This is a genomic window from Streptosporangium sp. CA-135522, assembly GCF_050949235.1.
Classification (GTDB): domain Bacteria; phylum Actinomycetota; class Actinomycetes; order Streptosporangiales; family Streptosporangiaceae; genus Streptosporangium.
The window spans coordinates 4,384,300-4,404,414 of sequence record NZ_CP192026.1 but is presented as its reverse complement, the minus strand read 5'-3'; the positions used below and the strand labels follow the sequence as shown (position 1 = coordinate 4,404,414).

At 68.7% G+C, this 20,115-nt stretch carries 21 protein-coding genes and 2 pseudogenes; 16 read left to right on the top strand and 7 right to left on the bottom strand.

Translation table 11 applies throughout. The annotated features are described in order from the left end of the window. Positions 1-148: 148 nt before the first annotated feature. Complete coding sequence (locus ACQPYK_RS20415; RefSeq protein ID WP_433257431.1) at positions 149-469, top strand: hypothetical protein; 321 nt, start codon at positions 149-151, stop codon at positions 467-469. Between the two features lie 147 nt (positions 470-616). Here ACQPYK_RS20415 and ACQPYK_RS20410 read toward each other — a convergent pair whose 3' ends face one another. The 4 genes from ACQPYK_RS20410 to ACQPYK_RS20395 all read right to left on the bottom strand — a co-directional run bounded on the left by ACQPYK_RS20410 (position 617) and on the right by ACQPYK_RS20395 (position 2,383). Further along, positions 617-901, bottom strand: a complete 285-nt coding sequence (locus tag ACQPYK_RS20410; RefSeq protein ID WP_433257429.1) for a hypothetical protein — start codon at positions 899-901, stop codon at positions 617-619. A gap of 380 nt (positions 902-1,281) precedes the next feature. Next, positions 1,282-1,821 (bottom strand): DUF5313 family protein, encoded by a 540-nt coding sequence (locus ACQPYK_RS20405; RefSeq protein ID WP_433257427.1) that lies wholly within the window; start codon positions 1,819-1,821, stop codon positions 1,282-1,284. Continuing rightward, the gene (locus ACQPYK_RS20400; protein ID WP_433257425.1) at positions 1,818-2,021 is read right to left on the bottom strand and encodes a PadR family transcriptional regulator; all 204 of its coding nucleotides are present in this window, start codon (positions 2,019-2,021) and stop codon (positions 1,818-1,820) included. The genes ACQPYK_RS20405 and ACQPYK_RS20400 overlap by 4 nt, the downstream gene beginning before the upstream one ends. Positions 2,022-2,158: 137 nt before the next feature. Further along, entirely contained in the window at positions 2,159-2,383 is a 225-nt protein-coding gene (locus ACQPYK_RS20395) for a hypothetical protein (protein ID WP_433257423.1), read from the bottom strand. A 394-nt stretch (positions 2,384-2,777) separates the two neighbouring features. Here ACQPYK_RS20395 and ACQPYK_RS20390 point away from each other — a divergent pair, with 394 nt between their 5' ends. Both ACQPYK_RS20390 and ACQPYK_RS20385 read left to right on the top strand, forming a co-directional pair. Then, complete coding sequence (locus tag ACQPYK_RS20390; protein ID WP_433257421.1) at positions 2,778-3,647, top strand: SDR family oxidoreductase; 870 nt, start codon at positions 2,778-2,780, stop codon at positions 3,645-3,647. 682 nt (positions 3,648-4,329) lie between these two features. After that, entirely contained in the window at positions 4,330-5,004 is a 675-nt protein-coding gene (locus ACQPYK_RS20385; RefSeq protein ID WP_433257420.1) for a hypothetical protein, read from the top strand. Here the strand turns inward: ACQPYK_RS20385 and ACQPYK_RS20380 are convergent. Next, complete coding sequence (locus ACQPYK_RS20380) at positions 4,911-6,053, bottom strand: FAD-dependent oxidoreductase (protein WP_433257418.1); 1,143 nt, start codon at positions 6,051-6,053, stop codon at positions 4,911-4,913. The two genes, ACQPYK_RS20385 and ACQPYK_RS20380, sit on opposite strands and share 94 nt — an antisense overlap. Positions 6,054-6,130: 77 nt before the next feature. Here ACQPYK_RS20380 and ACQPYK_RS20375 point away from each other — a divergent pair, with 77 nt between their 5' ends. Together ACQPYK_RS20375 and ACQPYK_RS20370 are read left to right on the top strand one after the other, a co-directional pair. Further along, a complete protein-coding gene (locus ACQPYK_RS20375; protein ID WP_433257416.1) occupies positions 6,131-6,856 on the top strand; it encodes a TetR/AcrR family transcriptional regulator in 726 nt (241 codons plus the stop codon). A gap of 106 nt (positions 6,857-6,962) precedes the next feature. Continuing rightward, positions 6,963-7,358: an ASCH domain-containing protein gene (locus ACQPYK_RS20370; RefSeq protein WP_433257414.1), complete on the top strand. Its 396-nt coding sequence runs from the start codon at positions 6,963-6,965 to the stop codon at positions 7,356-7,358. A 14-nt stretch (positions 7,359-7,372) separates the two neighbouring features. Here the strand turns inward: ACQPYK_RS20370 and ACQPYK_RS20365 are convergent. Next, positions 7,373-7,714: pseudogene (locus ACQPYK_RS20365) on the bottom strand (Tn3 family transposase); the annotation flags it as partial. A gap of 439 nt (positions 7,715-8,153) precedes the next feature. Between ACQPYK_RS20365 and ACQPYK_RS20360 the strand changes: the two are divergent. The 10 genes from ACQPYK_RS20360 (at position 8,154) to ACQPYK_RS20315 (ending at position 17,457) form a co-directional block, all read left to right on the top strand. Next, positions 8,154-8,930, top strand: a complete 777-nt coding sequence (locus tag ACQPYK_RS20360) for a hypothetical protein (RefSeq protein WP_433257413.1) — start codon at positions 8,154-8,156, stop codon at positions 8,928-8,930. Then, positions 8,930-10,624, top strand: a complete 1,695-nt coding sequence (locus tag ACQPYK_RS20355) for a peptidoglycan-binding protein (RefSeq protein WP_433257410.1) — start codon at positions 8,930-8,932, stop codon at positions 10,622-10,624. The genes ACQPYK_RS20360 and ACQPYK_RS20355 overlap by 1 nt, the downstream gene beginning before the upstream one ends. Continuing rightward, entirely contained in the window at positions 10,617-11,291 is a 675-nt protein-coding gene (locus ACQPYK_RS20350; RefSeq protein WP_433257408.1) for an ABC transporter ATP-binding protein, read from the top strand. Before ACQPYK_RS20355 ends, ACQPYK_RS20350 begins: the two co-directional genes overlap by 8 nt. Positions 11,292-11,293: 2 nt before the next feature. Further along, complete coding sequence (locus ACQPYK_RS20345) at positions 11,294-12,469, top strand: ABC transporter permease (RefSeq protein ID WP_433257406.1); 1,176 nt, start codon at positions 11,294-11,296, stop codon at positions 12,467-12,469. Between the two features lie 14 nt (positions 12,470-12,483). Then, positions 12,484-13,167, top strand: coding sequence for a two-component system response regulator CseB (gene cseB, locus ACQPYK_RS20340; RefSeq protein ID WP_433257405.1), 684 nt, complete (start codon positions 12,484-12,486; stop codon positions 13,165-13,167). Continuing rightward, entirely contained in the window at positions 13,164-14,375 is a 1,212-nt protein-coding gene (locus ACQPYK_RS20335; RefSeq protein ID WP_433257403.1) for a sensor histidine kinase, read from the top strand. Before cseB ends, ACQPYK_RS20335 begins: the two co-directional genes overlap by 4 nt. A gap of 70 nt (positions 14,376-14,445) precedes the next feature. Continuing rightward, the gene (locus tag ACQPYK_RS20330) at positions 14,446-15,396 is read left to right on the top strand and encodes a D-alanyl-D-alanine carboxypeptidase family protein (RefSeq protein WP_433257401.1); all 951 of its coding nucleotides are present in this window, start codon (positions 14,446-14,448) and stop codon (positions 15,394-15,396) included. A 63-nt stretch (positions 15,397-15,459) separates the two neighbouring features. Further along, positions 15,460-15,753 carry a hypothetical protein gene (locus tag ACQPYK_RS20325; protein WP_433257399.1) on the top strand — a complete coding sequence of 98 codons (294 nt, stop codon included), beginning with the start codon at positions 15,460-15,462 and terminating at the stop codon, positions 15,751-15,753. Between the two features lie 144 nt (positions 15,754-15,897). Next, positions 15,898-16,191, top strand: a complete 294-nt coding sequence (locus ACQPYK_RS20320) for a hypothetical protein (protein ID WP_433257397.1) — start codon at positions 15,898-15,900, stop codon at positions 16,189-16,191. 846 nt (positions 16,192-17,037) lie between these two features. Further along, positions 17,038-17,457 (top strand): hypothetical protein, encoded by a 420-nt coding sequence (locus ACQPYK_RS20315; protein WP_433257395.1) that lies wholly within the window; start codon positions 17,038-17,040, stop codon positions 17,455-17,457. 168 nt (positions 17,458-17,625) lie between these two features. Here the strand turns inward: ACQPYK_RS20315 and ACQPYK_RS20310 are convergent, their stop codons facing one another. Continuing rightward, on the bottom strand, positions 17,626-18,402 hold the full coding sequence (locus ACQPYK_RS20310; protein WP_433257393.1) for a hypothetical protein: 777 nt from the start codon (positions 18,400-18,402) through the stop codon (positions 17,626-17,628). Between the two features lie 152 nt (positions 18,403-18,554). Between ACQPYK_RS20310 and ACQPYK_RS20305 the strand changes: the two are divergent. Continuing rightward, a pseudogene (locus tag ACQPYK_RS20305) lies at positions 18,555-20,013 on the top strand (IS3 family transposase). The last annotated feature ends 102 nt before the right edge of the window (positions 20,014-20,115 follow it).

Here is a 20,115-nt window from a genome sequence, read left to right as displayed (position 1 = left end):
TTGAGCTGCGCATACTTGATGAGAGAGCGCCTCCAGTTCAGTTGAACCCAGCAGAAGTTTCGTCACCGCGCTCTCCCGGCGCTGGCCCGAATCGAAGGCCGCCTACCTCGCCTGGCATCGCTCCGGCGACGGGTTCACGCTCGGCGCGGTGCAAACCGTCCAGGTCGACGACGAGGTCTGGGTAGCCAACATGATCGGCCAGCACGGCATCCGCACCGCCGCAGGGCTGCGCACCGCCACCGGCGTGCAGCGAGGCGATCACAGCGCCCCCATCCGCTACCCCGCCGTGCAGCAATGCCTGGACACCCTCGCCGAGTCCGCCATCGCACGCGGGGCCAGCGTGCATCTACCCCGCATTGGCGCCGGCTTGGCCGGCGGCGTGTGGGAGCGCATCGAGTCTCTGATCGTTGAGGCTGTCGTGGGCCGAGGCGTCGCCGTCACCGTCTACGACCTCCCGTCGGGGCGCTGAGCAAGGGCAGCGCGAACAGGCGCCGTCGGTGGTGCCGTCAGCTCGTCCGGGATGAGCGTGCAGCGGCGCCGGGAAGAGTCCACGCGAGGTGGCCATGCCCGCCCGGGGTGGATCGGCTCCCGTGGAGATACGCCCGGTAAGCGGAGTTCACCGGGCGGGCTCCTGCCAGCGTTCCACGAAGGCCTGCAGCGCGGTGCGCTGGCGCCGTTCCTCGGCGAGCACGGCCTCCAGGGCGCGCATGTCAAGGTAGGCGGTGACCGCGCCGAGCATGAGCCGCCGCAACTCCCCCGGGTCCAAGCCCTCCACCTCCCACTGCACCGGGTGCTCGACCTGCACCGGGTGCTCGACGTCGTAGCCGTGCTTTCGGGCCCAGGCCGGCCACCGCGGATCCCCGCGCTTGCCCTCGGTGGCCGGCAGCCGATAGGCCTCCACCTGCTCACGGGTCAGCAGCAGCCGCTCGACGTGATTCCAGTAGCCGTCCGTCCTGGCCAGCCAGTCCCGTTCGACGTCCTACAACGCTCGGCGAAAACCCGGGAGAACGCAGTAGACCAGCATGGCCGCTCTCGGGTCGGCCGCAGTGCGTTCGCGTACCAAGGGGTCGAGGAGGATCCAGGCAGGATTGAACGGTAGGAGCGCGGGAGCCGGGGCGAGGAAGAACGGATGCGCACCTGCAACGGAACCGGACCGCACGCTAAAGGCGATGACGTGCGATCAGGTTCGGCGCAGCCCGGAGAGGCACTTCGACCCCTCTCGAAAGACACATGATCATCTGAGGGCACGTGAAGAGGTCATTACGGCTCGCCATCGGCAGGCTACGGGGCGATAGGAGTGCCGTTGGAGTTGAACCGGTGCTTGGCCAGCAAGTCGCGTCGGATCTGTCGGCGGCTGGCAATGGCGGTCATACAGGCGCCCAACAGAGCGCCGACCTTGAGCCCCCAGGAACCGGGCTCGCCGATCAACCCCAGGCCGTCCACCAGTGTGTACGGCAGGAAAACCAGGAACGTCCACGCCCCGAGAAGGCGCAGGAGAAAGAACCGGCCACGGACGTCGTCACGGACCCACCAGCGGTAGCGCGAGGGAAGCCGCTTGCCGAACAGGCGGTAGCAGAGCCAGCGCCACAGGGGAGGGCGCTCCCGCAGGCGCCAGGCCGCGCCGGCGCGCAGCACGTCCAGCACGGTGCGCAGGTCCGGCCGGGATCGGTCGGGCTCGGCCAGATCGAGAAGGGTGCCCAGGAACTCCTCGCCACGCGCGTGCATGAAGCGCTGCGGATATGCCACACGCAGCAGCAGGCGGCAGCGGTCTGTGTAGGCGTCGCTGGGGCTTTCGGCGGCGAGGTGCTCGTGTTCGGTCATCGCGTTCCCCACTCCGGCCGCAGGGACAGGCGGTGCTGGGCGGTGGTGGCCAGGCGGGTCAGGCGGGAGGTCTCCTCGGCCAGGACGGTGCGGCCGTGGCCGGTCAGGTCGTAGTAGCGGCGGTGGCGGCCGGCGACGACCTCTTCTTTGACCACGGACACCAGGCCGTCGCCCGACAATCGGTCGAGCGCGCCGTACAAGCCAGGCCGCCAGCAATTGCCGAATTGTTCTTATAGGGATCCAAGGGCGGCGGCTCCGCCGCCGCGCGCGACCCTCCCCGCGCGAGCATGCGGCCTGGGGGTCTCGCGCGGGAGCCATGCGGCTAACCGACTGCCCTCTACCGTGAATGTTCCTTCGACCACGCGCGGTGCCGGGCTCTACCGATGCCAACGACCATGAGTGCGACGAATGCGAGCACGAAGAACGACAGAAGATGCCACATCGGCCAGACCATTCTGGGCGTGGCGAACACGAAGCCTACTCCGGCTCCGAGCCACCCGATCTGGAAGCACCAGATCGCTGCCGCCACGCGAAACCAGATCGAGCGTTTGAACTCATCCACGCGGCGCAATCTTCCATGGAACTCCCACACCGGGCAAGAGCATGCCTCCAGCGGGACTCAGCTCCGGGAAGATCAGGCAGGGAGGAAGTGAGAGGAGATCATGGGGTTCTGACCCAGGAGGGTGACGGCAACGAAGACAGCAACGCCAGCGGACGATGACGGCCACAGTGCAGGCCCGCACCGCCCACCGCGCGTCAGCGAAAGTCGTCGAACACCCCGAACAGAACATCATCCATGGCCGGATCCGGCACGGTCAGCACCGGCTCCGGTCCGTCGGCGTCGTCGGTGAGCCTTACCCGGTAGCGGCCCGGCGCCAGCTCGACGCCGTCGACGGCGCCCCGGCGTCCGTGGTGACACCGCGATGCGCGTGCCGAATGAACTACCGTGATCGGCCATGAGAGTCCTCATCGCCGGCGGCAGCGGCCTGCTCGGCAGCGAGCTCGTACGGCAGTCCCTGACGGCGGGCCATGAGATCGTCGCGACCTACCTCACCCGGCCCGGCGACCTCACCGGCATCGACTGGCGACCCCTCGACCTCCGCCGCCGCGAGGACGTCACCACCCTGACCGACGCCTTCCAGCCAAATGCGATCGTCAATGCCGCGTTCCGTCAGACGGATTGGACGACCACCGCCGACGGCGCCGCGCGCCTGGCCGTCGCCGCCGCGGCCACCGGCGCCCACCTGGTCCACGTCTCCAGCGACGCGGTCTTCTCCGGCGCCCGGATCTCCTATGACGAGACGTGCACCCCCGACCCGATCACCCCCTACGGCGCGGCGAAAGCCGCCGCGGAGACAGCGATCAAGGCGATCTGCCCGGACGCGGTGATCGTGCGGACCTCGCTGATCATCGGCGACGGCCGATCCCCCCACGAGGGCCTGGTGCATGCGCTGGCCACCGGTCGCCGCCAGGGAGTGCTGTTCACCGACGAGGTGCGCTGCCCCGTGCATGTCGCCGACCTCGCATCGGCGCTGTTGGAACTCGCGGATGTTGAGCACGCCGGGGTGCACCACGTCGCCGGCGCCGACGCCCTCAGCCGCTACGACCTCGGGCTTCTCATCGCACGACGCGACGGGCTCGACCCCTCTACGCTGCCCTGCGGCCGGCGAGCCGACACCGCCCTCCCCGGCCCGATCGACGTGCGCCTGGACAGCGCGCTCACCCAACGACGGCTGCGGACCACGCTGCGCGGCGCACGGCAATTCCTGCGACCAGGGGACTCGCCAACGGCCTCGCTCGCGACTGAGCCTATGAAGGATCGGTGAGGTGGCGTCCGTTTGCCCGTGCCGGCAATCGCGGGCCTTGACCATCGGCAGCGGCCTGGGCGACATCTCCGAACAGGCCGCGTAGGTCCGTTATGGCGACGCGGAGAAGGACTTCCCTCACCGCGCCCCGCCAGCCTGGCTGCAACCCGAGCTATCGGTCGAGCACCTGGGCTCCTAGCCGCGCGGAAAGGTCGTCGAAACTCACCGGTAGATCACCCTTCGGCAGGCCGAGGGCAGCAGGCTCGGAGCCAGGGCGCAGGTCATGCCGCCTCGGGGCGGGGGTGCGCTGATCGGCGCACTCTGAGGCCAGCAGAACCGTCCCGTCCTGCAGACCGATGCCCTTTGATCTAGCGGTTCAGGTCTTTCTCCCGGTCATGGTGCCTACTGCGGCCGATGAGGAGCGTCGCGATCATGGCTAGGGCTGACAGTCCGCCCACTGCGCGGTGACCTTCGGCGCGGCGCTCATGCCGAAGGCCGGGCGATGCTCGTTGCGCCGACCCAGATGATGTACCGGATAACGTGCCGGAGTCGCGCACCGCCCCGGCGGGACGTTCTCCTGGTGACCACACCGCCGTGATCGCTCATCTACGTGATAATGATCCATTATCACGTAGATCCGCGACGGCGGCGGATCTTGTCGGTGTCCCTTGCCGCACTCGATCCGTCCGATAACAAGGCGTAGTTGCACGGCTACGAGCAGCAGAAGAGGCGACGACCGATGACGGCGGCACCCGCAGCTACTTCGGCCCCCTGGTCGTGGCCGACGAGGTCGGGCTGGCCCGCTGGCAGTTCGAGCGCGCCGAGGCGGCCGGCATGTTGCCCAAGCCGGGACACGCCCGCGGGCTGGCTGCCCGACCAGCTCGACGCGGTGCGCCAGGTGGTGCCCGCGATCGTCGAGCCCTCCAACCTCAGCACTCTCGCCGAGGCGGGCCGCTTCGCCGTGGCCGACGTGTTCGAGAAGAAGGGCCGTTGCTACGACCTGTACGCGCCGGCCGACATCGACGCCTTGACCCCTGAGCGGGTGCGGCCGGTGATCGAGGAACGGGTCGCGTGGCTGGACCGGTCGTTGTCGCTCGACGAGGCTACGGAATCGCTGGGCTGGCACTACCGCGAGTTGAACCAGGTCATCTCCGACCGTGGGATCGAGGTCCGGCTGCGCCGCATCGCCCGTGCCGATGTGGACGCGCTGGCCGGTGACTGGCGCGGATCAGTATGTCAACGACCGGGCGGGTCCGGTCGGTCCGCACAAGGTGAATTTCGATCTCAGGACAGTTTCGCTTCGGGGGCGAAGGCGGGCAGCTTCTCGAGACTGCTGCGCACGGCCTCGGCACCGTACTCGAACATCTGCCGTTCGTAGTCGTCGACCGCGCTGAGCAGATCCTGGCGGCCTTTGTTGGCCTCGATCAGGCAGCGGCGCAGCAGGTCGGCATCGCGCAGCGCGGTGTTCGCGCCGTTGCCGCCGGTCGGGGAGGTGGCATGGATCGCGTCGCCGAGCAGCGTGACCGGGCCGGACGCCCAGCGCTCACCGGGCTTGACCACCCGGATGGACAGCAGCGTGCTGTTGCCCGGGTCGGCCTGCTCGATCAGCGCATGCAGCTCCGGGTGCCAATCTCCCATCCTGGACAGCACGGCGTCCTGCGCGGTCAGGTCCTCCAGCGAGCCGTTCGGCGGCAGGATCATGGCCCAGCGCACGTAGTCGCCGATGTCGGGCAGCGTGACTTCGGGGGCCAGTTGCTCGGCGGCCTGCTTCGGCGGGGTACGGAAGCGCATCGCGCCGAGCAGCAGGCTGACGCCGTCGCCCGTGATCTTCGAGCCGTAGGCCTTGGGCAGGCTGGCGAACTCGTCGGTCAGCGGGGTGCGGCCGATGACGAACCGGACGCCGGTGTCGGTCGGGGCGGTCTGCGGCGACAACACCCCGCGGACTGCGGAGGTGACGCCGTCCGCGCCGACGAGCAGGTCGGCGGTGGCCGGGTCGCGGCGGGCAAACTGGGCTTGGACATTGCCGTCGGCCAGCACGTCGTAGCCGGTCAGCGCGGCATCGGTGTGCACGGTGAGGCCGGTCAGCAACAGGTGTCGCAGCACCTGCCGGTCGACCACGATGCCGGTCCGGCCCGCGCCGAGCTTGCCGATCTCGTTCAGCTGCGGGTCCAGGATCAGCTGCTCGGCGGAGGCGTCCATGACGATCTCGTCCAGCAGCGGGTGCCAGCGCGTCGGCAGGCAGTCGCGCACCGCCTGGAAACCGATCAGGTTCAGCACGAGCCGGTAGCCCTGGAACCGTGCGACGATCCCCGGGTCGCGCTCGAACACGTCGGCCTCGATCCCAGCACCACGTAGACCCTGTGCGAGAGCCAGGCCTCCCAAACCGGCTCCGACAACGGAAACTCGAATCACACACCTCCGGGACATCGATACGAACTTAGTTCGTTCTGACGATCTAAGTTCTATTCAACGAACTTAGATCGTGTCAAGCTATAGTGGCCGGTATGTCCGCCGATCCCCGCCAACGCCGTGCAGCTCGCCACGCCCAACCCGCAGCGGAGGCCGCCGCGTCGGCACCACGCAAGAAGCCGATCACCGTCGAACGGATCACCGACGCCGCCCTGGAAGTCGTCGCCACCGAGGGGTATGACGCGCTGACCATCCGCCGGGTCGCCGCCGTGCTCGGCACCGGCCCGTCGTCGCTGTACGCGCACATCGTCAACAAAGACGACATCGACGACCTGCTGATCGGCAGGCTCTACGCCGAGGTCGTGCTCCCCGAACCGGACCCGGCTGCCTGGCGCGAGCAACTGCTCGGGGTGTACACGCAGATCCGCGACCTCTACCTGAAATACCCTGGAGTCTCGCGCGCCGCGCTGGCCACGGCGTCGACCAACCTGGAAACGCTGCGGGTCGGCGAAGGAATCCTGGCGATCCTGCTCGCGGGCGACATCGAACCGAGGACGGCCGGATGGGCCCGCGACGCGCTGTCCCTCTACGTCAGCGCCTACGCACTGGAGCAGTCGCTGGTCCAGCAACGGCGCCAGCACCATGATCAGGAATGGGTGCTCAGCCACGAGGAGTTGCTAGACCGCTTCACCGCACTGCCGGCCGAGAAATTCCCGCAGACTCGACGCCATGCCGCCGAGCTGATCTCCGGCACCGGACACGACCGCTTCGAGTTCACCCTCGGCCTGCTCATGAACAATCTGCGGCCCGCATCCGGTTGACCTGCGGCGTGCACCTCATCGACGCCATGGTCTGGCTGGTCGGCCGGATGCTCACCGACCCAAGCACCTCTCCCGCTCCTACACCACCGCAGAACTGGACAGGATCATGACCGCACGCCCGACGACCAAGCCGGGCGTGCGCGCCCGGGAGATGAACCTCTACCGCCGCTACTTCGACCTGATCGCCAGCGGCACCAAGACCATCGAGGTCCGCGTCTGCTACCCCACCCTGCGCAACCTCACCGCTGGCGACCACATCCGCTTTGTCTGCGGCCGCGACGACGTTCTCACCCGCGTCAAGCGCGTCGCCCGCTACAGCTCGTTCGAGGAGATGCTCGACACCGAAGGCCCCGAGCGCGTCAATCCCGCCAGCCCCTGCGACCAGCAGCTCGCCAACATCCGCCACATCTACGGACCGGAGAAGGAAGCCCTCGGCGTCCTGGCCATCGAGATCGAGCTGGCTGGTGCCCCCTCCACAAACCGCCTCACCCGCAACGTTTAGCCTCGGTGTGCCGTTCAGACCCAGTCTCGGCCCGCTCCGTCGGAAAGGTCGGGGATCTCCACGAGGTCGCGGAGGCCCTGGATGGGAGCGGAGGCGGTGATGGCGTAGCGGCCCAGGAAGTTGATGTGGGCGTGGCCGAGCGGACTGAGCCGGGCGACGTCCTCGTCTTTGACCGGGACGCCCTGGGCCCGGAGCTGGTCGACGGCGGCTGACAGGTAGCGGCTGTTCCACAGCGCGACGGCGTTGACGACCAGGCCGAGCGCGGCCAGCTGATCCTCCTGGCCCTCGCGGTAGGGCTGGCGGATCTGCCCGCCTCCGCCGTGACAGACTTTCCGGGCGAGCCGGTGCCGGGACTCCTGCACGGGGTGTTCACGAGTACGGCTGAGCAGTGACGTTGCCGCGGTGGGGAAGATCGCTTCCCGACCTGATATTGATCGTTTCCCAGGTCAGCGGTGAAGGGGTTCGTACGCTTGGCCCCCCGTCGGTGCTGATGGGAGATGAAGTCGGGCGTCGTTCGGCTGCTGGCCGCGTTGAGTCGCGCTACGGCCTCTGCGAGCGTCGGTCGGCCCAGCCCAAGCGATGCGATGAGCCGTTCGCGCTCTTCTTTCGCCGAGAGTTCCGGATCCAGCCAGCGCGACGATACCCAGGCCGCCCATGAGACATGCGACGGGGTGCGAGGCGTTGATGCACGGCGGATACAGGGCCGAGCACCCGCGGATACCTGCTCGACGCGGGCCGGACGGAATGGGGCTCCAAAGTAGCCACGGCGTGATCCCCACCGAAGAGGAGTCCTTGATGCGTGTGTTGATGTGCGGTCTGCTCGGGCTGGCGGTGCTGACCGGCTGCGGGGCGACGCCGACCCCCGCGGCAGACGGCGCCACGATGGACAAGGTACGCGAGCGGGAGACCGTCATCGCCACCTGCATGAAGCAGAAGGGGTTCACCTACACTCCCTCGGTCAGCCGCCCCAAGCAGTCCGATGCCGACCCCGCTGACTACGAGGCGATGAAGGCGATTCGCGGAAAGGAGGGCTTCGGCGTCTTCTCCGCCATCGTCTATCCCAAGCCGCCGGAGAAGCGGCAGGAGCCGAACAAGGCGACGATCGACGGCCTCTCCGGCGGCAAGCGGGACGCCTATCTCAAGACCATGAACGAGTGCAGGGTCGACGCCCTCCGGCAGGTGGACGGCCTGAAGGTCACCTCGTTGGCCGACTATCAGGACCAGATGAGCAAGGAGATCGAGAACATCGACAAGACTCTCGACGGCGATCCCAAGCTCCTGGAGCTCGCCGCGCCTTTCGCCGAGTGCCTGAAGTCCAGGGGCGAGCGGGTAACGTCCGCGAGGCCGCTGGCGCTGGGTGGACGCGGCTTGGAGGTGTGGTACGAGCAGCTCGAGAAGCTGCGCAAGGCGGGCAAGGTCACGGCGGAGGCGGCCAGGCCGTACCTCGCCAGGGAGATCAAGTCGGCGCTGGTCGACCTGGAGTGCGGCAAGGACTTCTACGCCACCTTCGTCCCCCTGGAAAAGCGGCTCAACAACGAGGCCAGGGTGAAGTACGGGTTCGAAGCACAGTGATGCGCACCCCTCGCGGCAAGCTGCTGCTCGTCCTGGCCGCGGTCCTGGTGATCGCGGGGACCGGCTGGGGAGTGGGCACGATGCTGCGTTCCCCGGCCGACGAGGCGGCCGCTCGCAAGCCGCCCAAACCATCGCTGGTCACCGCCGTGGTCGAGCGGCGCAAGCTGATGGCCACCGTAGTGGTCAGCGGCGCTCTGGAGTACGGCTCGCCGTACCCGGTGTCGCTGGCCGGCGTGGTGGGCGGCAGCGAAACCGCTCAGCGCGCCACCCGCGCTCCCCGGCGGGGCACCCTTAAGGAGGGCGCCGTGCTGATGGAGGTGAACGGGCGCCCGGTGTTCGTCTTCTCTGGCAAGGTGCCGATGCACCGCAGCCTGGTCTCCGGCGCCAAGGGGGCCGATGTCAAGCAGTTGCAGAAGGCGCTGCGCGGGCTCGGCTTCCGCGCGCCGACCACCGGCGTGTTCGACCAGGCGACCATCGCGGCGGTGTCGCGCCTCTATGCCAAGCGGGGCTATGAGGCGCAGCAGCCCACCTTGGAACTGCGGCAGAAGCGCGATGAGCTGCGCCGGGCCGTACGGACCGCGCAGGAAGTGCTCGCAACCGAGAGCAAGCTCCTCGATCAGAGCCGGGACGTGCTCCCGCTGAAGGTCAGGCTCGCGAACGCCAGGCAGGATCTGCGGGAGGCCCAACGAGCGCTGAGCAGCGCGCGGGCCCAGAAGCACACCACCGAGGACGAAGCCAAGGTCGAGGCGGCGGAAAGCGCGGTAAGGGCAGCCGAGGAGAAGCTGCTGTCGGCCCGGCAGGAGCTCGACAGGGCCACCTCGACACCCGCCACGCCCAGTCCCAGCACGAGCCCCTCCCCCGGCCCGACCGCCGACACCCGCCTGCACGAACTCCGGGTCGCCAACGCGGAAGCGGATCTGGCTGCCGCCAGGTCGGCGCTGGAGCGCGTGCTGGAGGAGGCGGCCACCGCGCGGACCACGCGGCTGACCGAGCTGTCCAAGAACGTACGGGTGGCACGCGAGGCCGTCGTCACCGCCGAGCAGGCGCTCAAGCAGGCCAGGCAGCTCTCCCCCGCCAAGTTGAAGGTGTCCAACGCCCAGAGTGACCTGGCCGCGGCACGAGCGCTGCTAGCCGAGTTCTCCAGGACCTACGGCACCACCGTCCCGCCGGGAGAGATCGTCTTCCTGTCCAAGCTGCCCGTCCGCCTGCACAAGCCGACCGTCAAGGCGGGCGAGCTGGTGGACAAGCCGATCGCCACGGTGACCAGCTCCACCTTCGTGGTCGTCGGCTCGGTGGACGTGGCCGAGGCCGAGCGGCTGAAGACCGGTCTGAAGGCGAGCATCGAGACCGAGGCGGGCAAGATCGTCCCCGGCACGGTGACCTCCCTCGGCGGACGCGACAGGAAGGGCGCCACGCCGGTGAAGATCACTCCTGGTTCGATGAGGGGCCTCGAGAAGCTCGCCGGCACCCCGGTCACGGTCCGCGTCACCATCGGAGCCACCGGCCAGGAGGTGCTCGTGGTCCCGGCCGCTGCGGTCGTCACCGCTGCGGACGGTAAGGCCAGGGTGCAGGTGGAGACCGCGCCCGACCAGACCAAGGATGTCGAGATCCGCACCGGCCTGTCCGCCGACGGGGCCGTGGAGGTGACCGGCGACCTCAAGCCGGGCGACAAGGTGGTGATCAACAGTGCCTGAGCCGGTCATCCTGCTCCATGACCTCACCAAGGAGTTCCCTGCCGATCCTCCCGTCCAGGCGCTCTCGGCAGTCAACCTGAGAGTGGAAAGGGCCGACTACATGGCCATCGTCGGTCCTTCCGGATCGGGGAAGTCCACCCTGCTCAACACCCTCGGCCTGCTCGACCGGCCGACCAGCGGCAGCTACCGGCTCGACGGCCTCGAGACCATCTCCATGAAGGACAACGCGCGGACCACGATCCGCGGCAGCCGTATCGGTTTCGTCTTCCAGTCCTTCCACCTGCTGCCGCACCGCAGCGTCCTGGAGAACGTCATGCTCGCCGAGGTCTACAGCGCGGCACGGCGCGGGGGGCGGCGGGAGCGCGCGATGCGCGCTTTGGAGCGGGTAGGGCTGCCGCATCGGGTGGACTTCCTGCCCGGCCGGCTGTCAGGCGGCGAGCGGCAACGCGCCGCCATCGCCCGCGCTCTCATGGGCGAGCCGTCCCTTCTGCTGTGCGACGAACCCACCGGCAACCTCGACAGCAAGAACACCGACGCCGTGCTCGACCTGTTCGACGAGCTACGTGCCCAGGGGATGACCATCGTGGTCATCACTCACGAGAACGACGTGAGCGACCGGGCCATGCGCCGGGTGCGCATCACCGACGGCGTCCTTACGGAGGAGTAGACGTGCACCCTCGCGATCTGCTGAACGAGGCCGTGGCGGGTCTGCTCGCCCGCCCGGTGCGCTCGGCGCTGACCACCCTGGGCACAGTGCTCGGCATCACCACGCTCGTGGTCACTCTCGGCGTCGCCGCGACGGCGGGCAACCAGATCGTCGGCCGCTTCGACGAGCTGACCGCCACCTCCGTCACGATCGAAGTCCCGAAGCACGCATTTCCCCTGGTCGATTGGGCCGACATCGGCCGGGTGACCCGGCTGCGCGGGGTGGACTCCGCCGCCGCGCTCGCCGAGTCGGAACAGAGCGCCAATCTCAGCGTCCGCTCCAACGACATCGTGGATCCGACCAGGGTCATCGACCAGACTCTGACCGTGCTCGCCAGCGACCCCGGCCTGCCCGCCGCGGTCAAGGGCAGAATGATCGAGGGCCGTTACTTCGACGCCGGACACGTCGCCCGCGGTGACAAGGTCGTCGTGCTGGGCCAGCACGCGGCCAAGCTGCTGGGCATCACCCGGCTGACCCGGGCCCCGGCGGTCTTCATCGGCACCCAGGCGTACACCGTCATCGGGGTGCTCGGCGACCTGAAACGCGAAAAGAGCCTCGCGGGCGCGGTGCTGCTGCCGCCGGCCGTCGGCAAGCGCTACGGGCTGAGCATCGTGACCCGGGTCCTGGTCAACACCGGCCTCGGCGCCGCGGAACTGATCGCCAAGCAGGCGCCGGTCGCGCTCAGCCCAGGCAACGAGGCCCTGCTCCAGGTCATCTCGCCGCCCAGCCCCACCAGAGCACGTGACGCGGTGGAAGGCGACGTCAACGCCCTCTTCCTCATTCTCGGGCTGGTCTCCCTGGTCGTCGGCGCGGTGGGTATCGCCAATGTCACGCTGGTGACCGTCATGGAGCGCATCGCCGAGATCGGCCTGCGCCGCGCCCTCGGCGCGGCGCGTCGTCACATCGCCGCGCAGTTCCTGCTGGAGTCCACCCTCACCGGTATGACCGGCGGCATCATCGGAGCTTCAGGAGGCATCCTCGTGATCGTCGCGGTCTGCGCCGCCAAGCAGTGGACTCCGGTCATGGATGTACGGCTGGCCGCCATGGCCCCGGTCGCCGGTGCCCTCGTCGGGCTGCTCGCGGGGCTGTACCCGGCCCTGCGTGCCGCTCGCATGGAACCAGTCACGGCACTTAGGTAGATATCGTGCATTTCATGACATCTCTCCTGCTCGTCGAAGACGACGCGGTGATCCGCACGTCGGTCAGCCTGGCCCTGGAGCGCTACGGCTATCACGTGACCACCGCCGACGACGGGCTGAGCGGCCTGGAGGCGGCCCAGACGGGTGGCCACGACCTGCTGCTGCTGGATGTGATGCTGCCCAGCCTGGACGGCATCAGCTTGTGCCGCAAGATCAGGGAAACCAGCCAGGTGCCGATCCTCATGATGTCGGCCCGCGGCGACGGCCTGGACGTCGTCGCCGGGCTGGAGGGCGGCGCCGACGACTATGTGGTCAAACCGGTCGACCTGCCGGTGCTGGTGGCCAGGATCCGTTCCCTACTCCGCCGGACCACCATCGCTCAGCCTCAACCCGAGACCGGGCAGGTCGGCGCCACGCTCGCCTTCGGCGAGCTGAGCGTCGACACCGGTTCGCTGGAGGTACGGCGGGCCGGGCAGCGCCTGGAGCTGAGCCCGACCGAGTTGCGGCTGCTGCTGGAGTTCGCCGCCCACCCAGGCATCGTCCTGGAACGGGCGACGCTGCTGCGCACCGTGTGGGACTACGGATGGGACGGCGACAGCCGCGTGGTCGACCTGTGCGTGCAGCGGCTGCGCAAGAAAGTCGGGGCCGAGCGCATCGAGACGGTCCGCGGGTTCGGCTACAGACTGAACACCACATGAATCCGGCCTCTCTTCGCTGGAAGATCGCCGCGCTCGTCACGCTCGCCGCCACCGTCGTCGCCGCCGTGGTGGGGCTGCTGGTCCACCAGGCCACCTGGCAGCGTGACCTGGACATCGGTGAGGCCCAGGCCCTCACCGCCCTCGACGAGGCACTGGCTCGCGGTGAAACGGTGGCCGTGGAGGACCTTCCCGATGAACTGGTCCCCCAGTTGCGTCCCGGCCGATCGGTGACCTGGTATGGGGTCGATCACCGGGGCGAGCCGTGGATGTGGGCCGCCCAGCCGTACGGCAGCGACGGCCGCCAGGCGGTGAGCGCCCAGATCTCGATGGGCGCGGAGCTGCGCGGCCTGTACGCGCTGGATCGCAACATGGTCAAAGCCGGGCTGCTCGCCCTGGCCGGGGTGCTACCACTGTCGATGCTGGCGGCCGAACTCCCCAACCGGCGGCTTCGGCGCATGGCCCGTACCGCCCGTGAGATCGCCGACGGCGATCTGTCCGCGCGCACCGACGTGGGCGGCCGTGACGAGATCGCCGAGATCGGCGCCGGGCTCAATTCCATGGCCGCCAGCCTGCAGCAGCGGCTGCTGGCCGAGCAGCGCTTCACGGCCGACGTCGCGCACGATCTGCGCACCCCGCTGATGGGGCTGCTGACCGCCAGCCAGCTCCTGCCCGACGGGCAGGCGACCGATATGGTCCGCGAGCGGATCGGGGTGCTGCGCGGCCTGGTCGACGATCTGCTGGAGATCTCCCGCCTGGACGCCGCCGGCGAACAACCGGACCGGCAGCCGGTGCCGCTGGCCGACCTGGTACGCGAGTCGCTGCATCGGGTCGACGTGCCCGCTGACCTGAACATCGTCGGCGACCAGCGCGACACGACAGCCGTCACCGACCCGCGCCGCCTGGAGCGCATCGTCGCCAACCTGCTGCTCAACGCCCGCGCGCACGGCGCCGCCCCGGTGACGATCGCCGTGCGCTCCCGCCAGATCGTCATCCGCGATCACGGCTCGGGTTTCCCGCCCGGCCTGCTCGCCGACCTGAACAAGGGACAGGCACAGCGCTTCCACACCGGACGCAGCGAGCGCGGCCGCGGGCATGGGCTCGGCCTGACCATCGTGCTCGGCCACGCCCGCGTCATCGGGGCGAACCTCCAGTTCGACAACCCCGCCGACGGCGGTGCGCGTGTCACCGTCTCCCTGATGCACGACTGATACACGGCCAAGCCTCGGCGGAGACCCGCCCACGGCCGGATGGACACGCGGGTGGCCCACCGTGGTCGGCATGCGACGTTCCTTCGTATCCCTCCTGCTTCTGATCGTGGCGAGCGCCCTGTCCGGCTGCGGAGCCATGCCCCGCGTCTCCGGCACCGTTCCCTTGCCATGGCCGGCTGAGGGGCAGGCCGCGGTCGAAGTGGAAGGTGTGGGCAGCCTGGGCGCCAGCGGCGGCGCCGACCCGCTGCCCATCGCCAGCGTGACCAAGGTCATGACCGCCTACGTGATCCTGCACCGCCATCCGCTCCGGCCCGGCGACGACGGCCCGCCCATCACCGTGGACCGTACGGCCGAGGACGAGTCTTACGCGCCGCAGGAGTCCACCGCCCCGGTCAGAGAAGGCGAGCGGGTACGGCTGCGCCGGCTGCTTGAGCTGATGATGGTGCCCTCGGGCAACAACGTGGCCCGCTTCCTGGCCCGCTGGGACTCCGGTTCCCAGGAGCGCTTCGTCGAGCGGATGAACGCCGCCGCCCACCGCCTGGGCATGACCGCAACCACGTACACCGGTGCCAGCGGCAATGAGGACAGCACCGTCAGCACCGCGGCCGACCAGCTGAAGCTGGCCAAGGAGGCCATGCGCGACCCGGTCTTCCGCGAGGTGGTGGCACAGGCCGACACGGCCGTGCCCGGCGACGCGCGAAGGCTGCCCAACACCAACACCCTGCTGAACAAGCACGGCGTCATCGGCATCAAGACCGGCTCGGGCACCGCTGCGGGCGGCAACCTGATGTGGGCGTCCCGCGTACGCGGCCACCTCGTGCTCGGGGTGATCCTCGGGCAGGTGGCGAACACCAACCCGACCGCCGCCAAGGCTGCGGCGCTGGAGGCGGGCGCGAAGATGAGCGCGGCGGTGGAACGGTGGCTGATCGTTTCAGGCCCCACCCTCGCGAAGAGACGTGTGGTCAGCCATGGCATGAGCGCCGGGCCGCACGGCGGCACCACGATGGGCAGCTGCTTGTGATCGGCCTCCCCGGTGTGGTTGCGCGACGAGCGAGGCCGGTCGGCCGGGCCGGTTCGCGCATCGATGAGCACCGTGACGTGGTCGGCCGCCGATACGGCGATTCCTGATCGCGCCCACGACAACTCCGCCCAGGCCCTGGCTGCCTCCGACGAGGTGGGGAAATCCGGCTACAGCGCCGCTCTCACCGTCGCCGCCCGCCCCACTTCGGAGCAGGCCATCCGGACCACTCCAGGGCCCCAGACCTGCACGAACCCGATTCGGGAACCCCTGAACGACGAGATCCCGCCTGATCGTGATGATCAGACGGGATCCCGTCGACTTCAGTCCGGCCGTTTCAAGAACGGCCCTGCACGGTGAGCTGCTTGTTCAGGCGCCGGTGGTAGGTGTCGTCGATCGGGTCGAGGACGCCGAGCAGGTGCAGCGTCTTGTCGATGCGGCCCTACTCGGCGAACGCCTGCCCGAGCGGGTGGGGCTGGACCCACTCCTGGGCCGGCCACCGCCGTGCGGCACTACGACGACATCGAGCGGCGGATCCGGCGGGCAGCGATGCAGGTGATCGTCCGTGAGGCCTACCAGCAGACGCTGGCCGAGCAAGACCGCGAGCATCGCAGGCCGGCCGAGTTCGCCGATGCGTGGAAGATGCGTCTGGTTGATCTCCTGGCGAGAGGGACCGTCGAGGTATCGGGCTGGTCGAAGATCACCATCGCCGACCTTGATGCCGACCTGGGCTGGAGTCTGTATGCCGCGGCAAGCTACGCCAGGTCGGAGGCCATCAGTTCGGTTCGGTCAGGGTAGGCCGGAAGCGCTTTGGCAGGAGAGTGAAGTCCGTGACGGTGGAGCGACGCTCATGCGAGGTTAACGCGTCGATCACCTGGCTCCGGTCCACCGCCAGCCGCGAGGTCTCACTCGCCGCGTTCGACAATGGCCACTGACGGGCCAGCGGAGCTCGTCGCTGGCTGCGGTCGCAGCCCCAGGATGGCCTAGAGCAGGGCCTTGACGCGGATGCAGACGCAACAGCTGGGTGCGCACATCATCAGGTGAAAGCCGGGGTAGGGAACGGACATGTGTCCCAGCGTTGCTCAGCGGGGCGGAATCTGTCCGGGTTTTGGGACGGCTGACGGGATGTCGTCCCTATAGGGCCGTAGGGACGGTGAGGGCTCCTTCTTCCCCTCGAGGTGAAGATGCCCGCCGCTGTCGCACCGGCTCCCCCCGTGAGCTGCCGCCCCGGCCCGAATCTTGGTCCCCTCCTCCACCCGGCGGTGGAAGTGGCGTCGGGGCGAGGCCGTCCCCGGCTGGGTGGATGTCATCCAGGCCCGCGTCAGCAATGGGATCGGTGACGGGCGGCATGCTGATCACGCTACGCCGCCCTGCTCCGCAGGCATCGGGTAAGCCGACCGCTGACCGGTAGGGACAGCACTGGCTCTTGACCGGCAGGTGCGGCGCCGGGCGTGTTGTTGGCGGATAAGCGGGCTTGTGGCCTCCGCTACGCTCAACCTCCCCCGATCGGAGGTCCACGCCGATGCACCCCTACCGCAGGCGAGCGTTTGCCGTCGTGGCCGGCCTGGCCGCCGTCATCGGTGTCGCCGCGGTGGCGGTGTATGTGCGCTGGGGCAACGAGCGTTAGTACTCTTCGCCGCCGCAATGATCATCCAGTTGGGGATCTCGTTGTGGCTGTATAGCCGCGTCAACACCTTCGCCAGTCCTGCGCAGCTCAGACAGTTATGGGCGCTGGCCAGGCGGCTGCCGGTCGATGCGCGGCTGAACTGCCCGGGCCGGATGCTTGTGTGGATCGACAAGCGCTCGACGATGACGGCCGTCATCTCCCGGATCCAGCGGGATGCCCTAGCCGAAGCCGAGCTGCGCGCCGGTCAGCAGGTCAGCACGGTCCCGTTCGTCCTGTTCATGATCACTGGGGTGTGCATGGTCTCCTGCTACCGTGGCGTTCACACCTTGGAACACGCACGACGGTGGAGTGCAAGTCGTCGCGCCGCCGCGATCCACCCAGTCCGCTCTGCGCAGGAGAATGCGCATATGCGGGAATCGGTCCGCCTCCTCGCATAGCCAGGTCAGGGCCTAGTCAGTAGAGAAGTCGTCGATGGCCAGCAGCTCATAGCTCAGCCCACTGGAGTCCATCGCCTTGTAGATCCGTTCGGCCTCGTCCACCGGGTGGTCCCTCGTTGTAACACGGCAGGACGACAGTCACCGTCGGTTCCACCGTGCCGAGAAAGCTCACGCGCGGGCCGCCCACACGTCGAAGGTGAGACTCCACACTGAGCGTGGCGGGGAGGTCAGATAATGGCCGTCCTTCTTCGTCCGCAGGTGCAGGACGTGCCGCGGCGTGCCGTACGGCGCCACGTCACCGGGGTTGGCCCCGAGAAGGACGGGCACACGGCCCACCGCGCGGATCTTCATAATAAGCCGCAGCACATGCGCTGGATCGGCGAGATCGGCCCCCGGCGACCTCTGCCCCGGCACCCCCTCGCCGGGAAAGTCCGCGGGGTTGCCCGCAACTCGTGCCGTCGGTAGCCCACACATCCCTCGGACTACTTGGCTGAACCGGTCCCCGGTGACACGCTCCACGATCAGCACCGAAGCGTTTGGGCCGATGGCGCGGCAGAGGTTCCGTACTGCCGCCACCTCGCCGCGCTCCACCGGTTGGAACGTGGTGCCGAGTGCAGTCAGCGCGGGCGGCACCAGCAGCAGTGCGACCGCGACCGGCCCGCTGATCGTTCTCCACCTGCTGCCAATCATGCGTGCGTGTCCTTGTGCGAACCCCCAGGTGGCAAGCAGGATCACCCCGGGTAGCACGACCGGGATCAGCCGCCGAGATGCCCACGGGTGGTCGGGGGTGATCGACGGCAGAAGCAGCACCTGGATCGTGGACCAGGCGATGACAGCGTATGGCAGTAGCCAGCGCGCCCGCTCGCCGCGGAGCAAGGCACGGGTCAGCAGCAACGCCGCGAATGCAGCCGCGATCACGGCGGGCAGGCCAACGTACCAGATCACCCAATGCGGGCTCAGCTCCGAATATTGTCGTGTCGGGTCGATCGGCAGGCCGAGGGCCTGCTGGCTGGCCGCGACCCTCCCTGTCAAACTAGACAGAGGTAACAAACAGGCACGAAACTCTGTGCTGAGGGTGGGGAAGGAGTCATCCCTTCGTGGGAGCAAGTGAGCAGGATCCCGAGACCCCTGACCCTCAGGTGAACGAGCGGACAGCGCCGCGCCGCTACACCGCCGCCTACAAGGCCCGGATCCTGCAGGAGTACGACCAGCTGGACAAGGCCGGCAAGGGCGCGCTGATGCGTCGCGAGGGGCTGTACTCCTCGCTGATCTCCAGTTGGCGGACCGCGCGGGATCATGGCGCGGAGCAGGCGCTGGCCCGTCCGATCGGCCGACCGAAGGCCGACCCCCGGGACAAAAAGATCGACACGCTGCAGGCGGAGGTCGAGCGGCTGCGCGCCGAGCTCGGCACGACCCGCCAGGTGATCGAGGTGCAGGGAAAGCTCTTCGCGCTGCTGGATCAGCTCGCCACCAGCAGCGAGGCGCCGCCGGATCGGGGCGAGCCGTGACCGAGATCATCCAGGCCGCGCAAGCCGAGGCGATCGCCGAACCGGCCCCGCTGCTCGGGCGCCGCAACGCGTGCACGGCGGCCGGAGTAGCGCAAGCCGCCTGGTACCGCAAGAATCGCCAAAGCCCGCCGCCCACCCGCACGGTCACGCCCCGCCAGTCGCACCCATCTGCACTGTCGCCGGCCGAACGCGACCACGTCCGCGCGGTGCTGAACGAGCGCTTCGCCGACGCCTCCCCGGCGACGGCCCACTTCTCCCTGCTGGATGAGGGCCTCTACCTGGCGTCGGAATCGACGATGTATCGGATCCTGCGCCGGCACGGCGAGGTCGGCCGGGACCGGCGCCGTCAGGCCACCCACCCGCCCAAGAGCATCCCCGAACTGTTCGCCGACGCCCCCAATGTCGTGTGGGCCTGGGATATCACCAAGCTCCGCGGCCCGGACAAGGGCCTGTGGTACTCGCTCTAGACCATCATCGATATCTACAGCCGCTACGTCGTCGGCTGGATGGTCGCCTCCCGCGAGTCCGCGGACCTGGCCAAACACCTCATCCAGCAGACCGCGCGCAAGCACCACATCAACGAAGGCACCCTCACCCTGCACGCCGACCGCGGCAGCTCGATGAAGTCCAAGACCGTCGCCGAACTCCTCATCGACCTGGGCGTGGCCAAATCCCACTCCCGACCCAAGACCTCCAACGACAACCCGCACGTTGAGGCGAGCTTCAAAACTCTTAAGTACTGCCCCGATTTCCCCGGCCGATTCGGCTCGATCGAGGACGCACGCCTGTTCTGCCAGGAGTTCTATGCCTGGTACAACCACGAGCATTACCACTCCGGGATCGGCTACCACCACCCGGTCGACGTGCACTACGGGCGTGCCGCCGCCATCCGCGACCGGCGCGCCGCCGTCCTGGCCGCCGCCCAAGCCGCCCGCCCCGAACGCTTCGCCGGCGGCGGCACCCCACCCCGCCCGCCCTGCCCGGCCCCGCCTGGATCAACAAGCCCAAGACCGAGGAGCACACCACAGAGAAGTCGACACAGAATTAGCCCAGCTCAACTGCCTTGATCAAATTGACAGGTTCCGATGCCCCAACCAGTCCCCGCCGACCTCCTGGAAATCGCTGAAACACTAGTTCCTGACGCTGCTCC

Bases quoted from the DNA above. Each gene is read 5' to 3' on its own strand.
- ACQPYK_RS20390 (WP_433257421.1), top strand. From the start codon at position 2,778: ATGAGAGTCCTCATCGCCGGCGGCAGCGGCCTGCTCGGCAGCGAGCTC.
- ACQPYK_RS20355 (WP_433257410.1), top strand. From the start codon at position 8,930: ATGCGCACCCCTCGCGGCAAGCTGCTGCTCGTCCTGGCCGCGGTCCTG.
- ACQPYK_RS20375 (WP_433257416.1), top strand. From the start codon at position 6,131: ATGTCCGCCGATCCCCGCCAACGCCGTGCAGCTCGCCACGCCCAACCC.
- ACQPYK_RS20360 (WP_433257413.1), top strand. From the start codon at position 8,154: ATGCGTGTGTTGATGTGCGGTCTGCTCGGGCTGGCGGTGCTGACCGGC.
- ACQPYK_RS20370 (WP_433257414.1), top strand. From the start codon at position 6,963: ATGACCGCACGCCCGACGACCAAGCCGGGCGTGCGCGCCCGGGAGATG.
- ACQPYK_RS20330 (WP_433257401.1), top strand. From the start codon at position 14,446: ATGCGACGTTCCTTCGTATCCCTCCTGCTTCTGATCGTGGCGAGCGCC.
- cseB (WP_433257405.1), top strand. From the start codon at position 12,484: ATGACATCTCTCCTGCTCGTCGAAGACGACGCGGTGATCCGCACGTCG.
- ACQPYK_RS20405 (WP_433257427.1), bottom strand. From the start codon at position 1,821: ATGACCGAACACGAGCACCTCGCCGCCGAAAGCCCCAGCGACGCCTAC.
- ACQPYK_RS20380 (WP_433257418.1), bottom strand. From the start codon at position 6,053: ATGTCCCGGAGGTGTGTGATTCGAGTTTCCGTTGTCGGAGCCGGTTTG.
- ACQPYK_RS20315 (WP_433257395.1), top strand. From the start codon at position 17,038: ATGATCATCCAGTTGGGGATCTCGTTGTGGCTGTATAGCCGCGTCAAC.
- ACQPYK_RS20335 (WP_433257403.1), top strand. From the start codon at position 13,164: ATGAATCCGGCCTCTCTTCGCTGGAAGATCGCCGCGCTCGTCACGCTC.
- ACQPYK_RS20325 (WP_433257399.1), top strand. From the start codon at position 15,460: ATGAGCACCGTGACGTGGTCGGCCGCCGATACGGCGATTCCTGATCGC.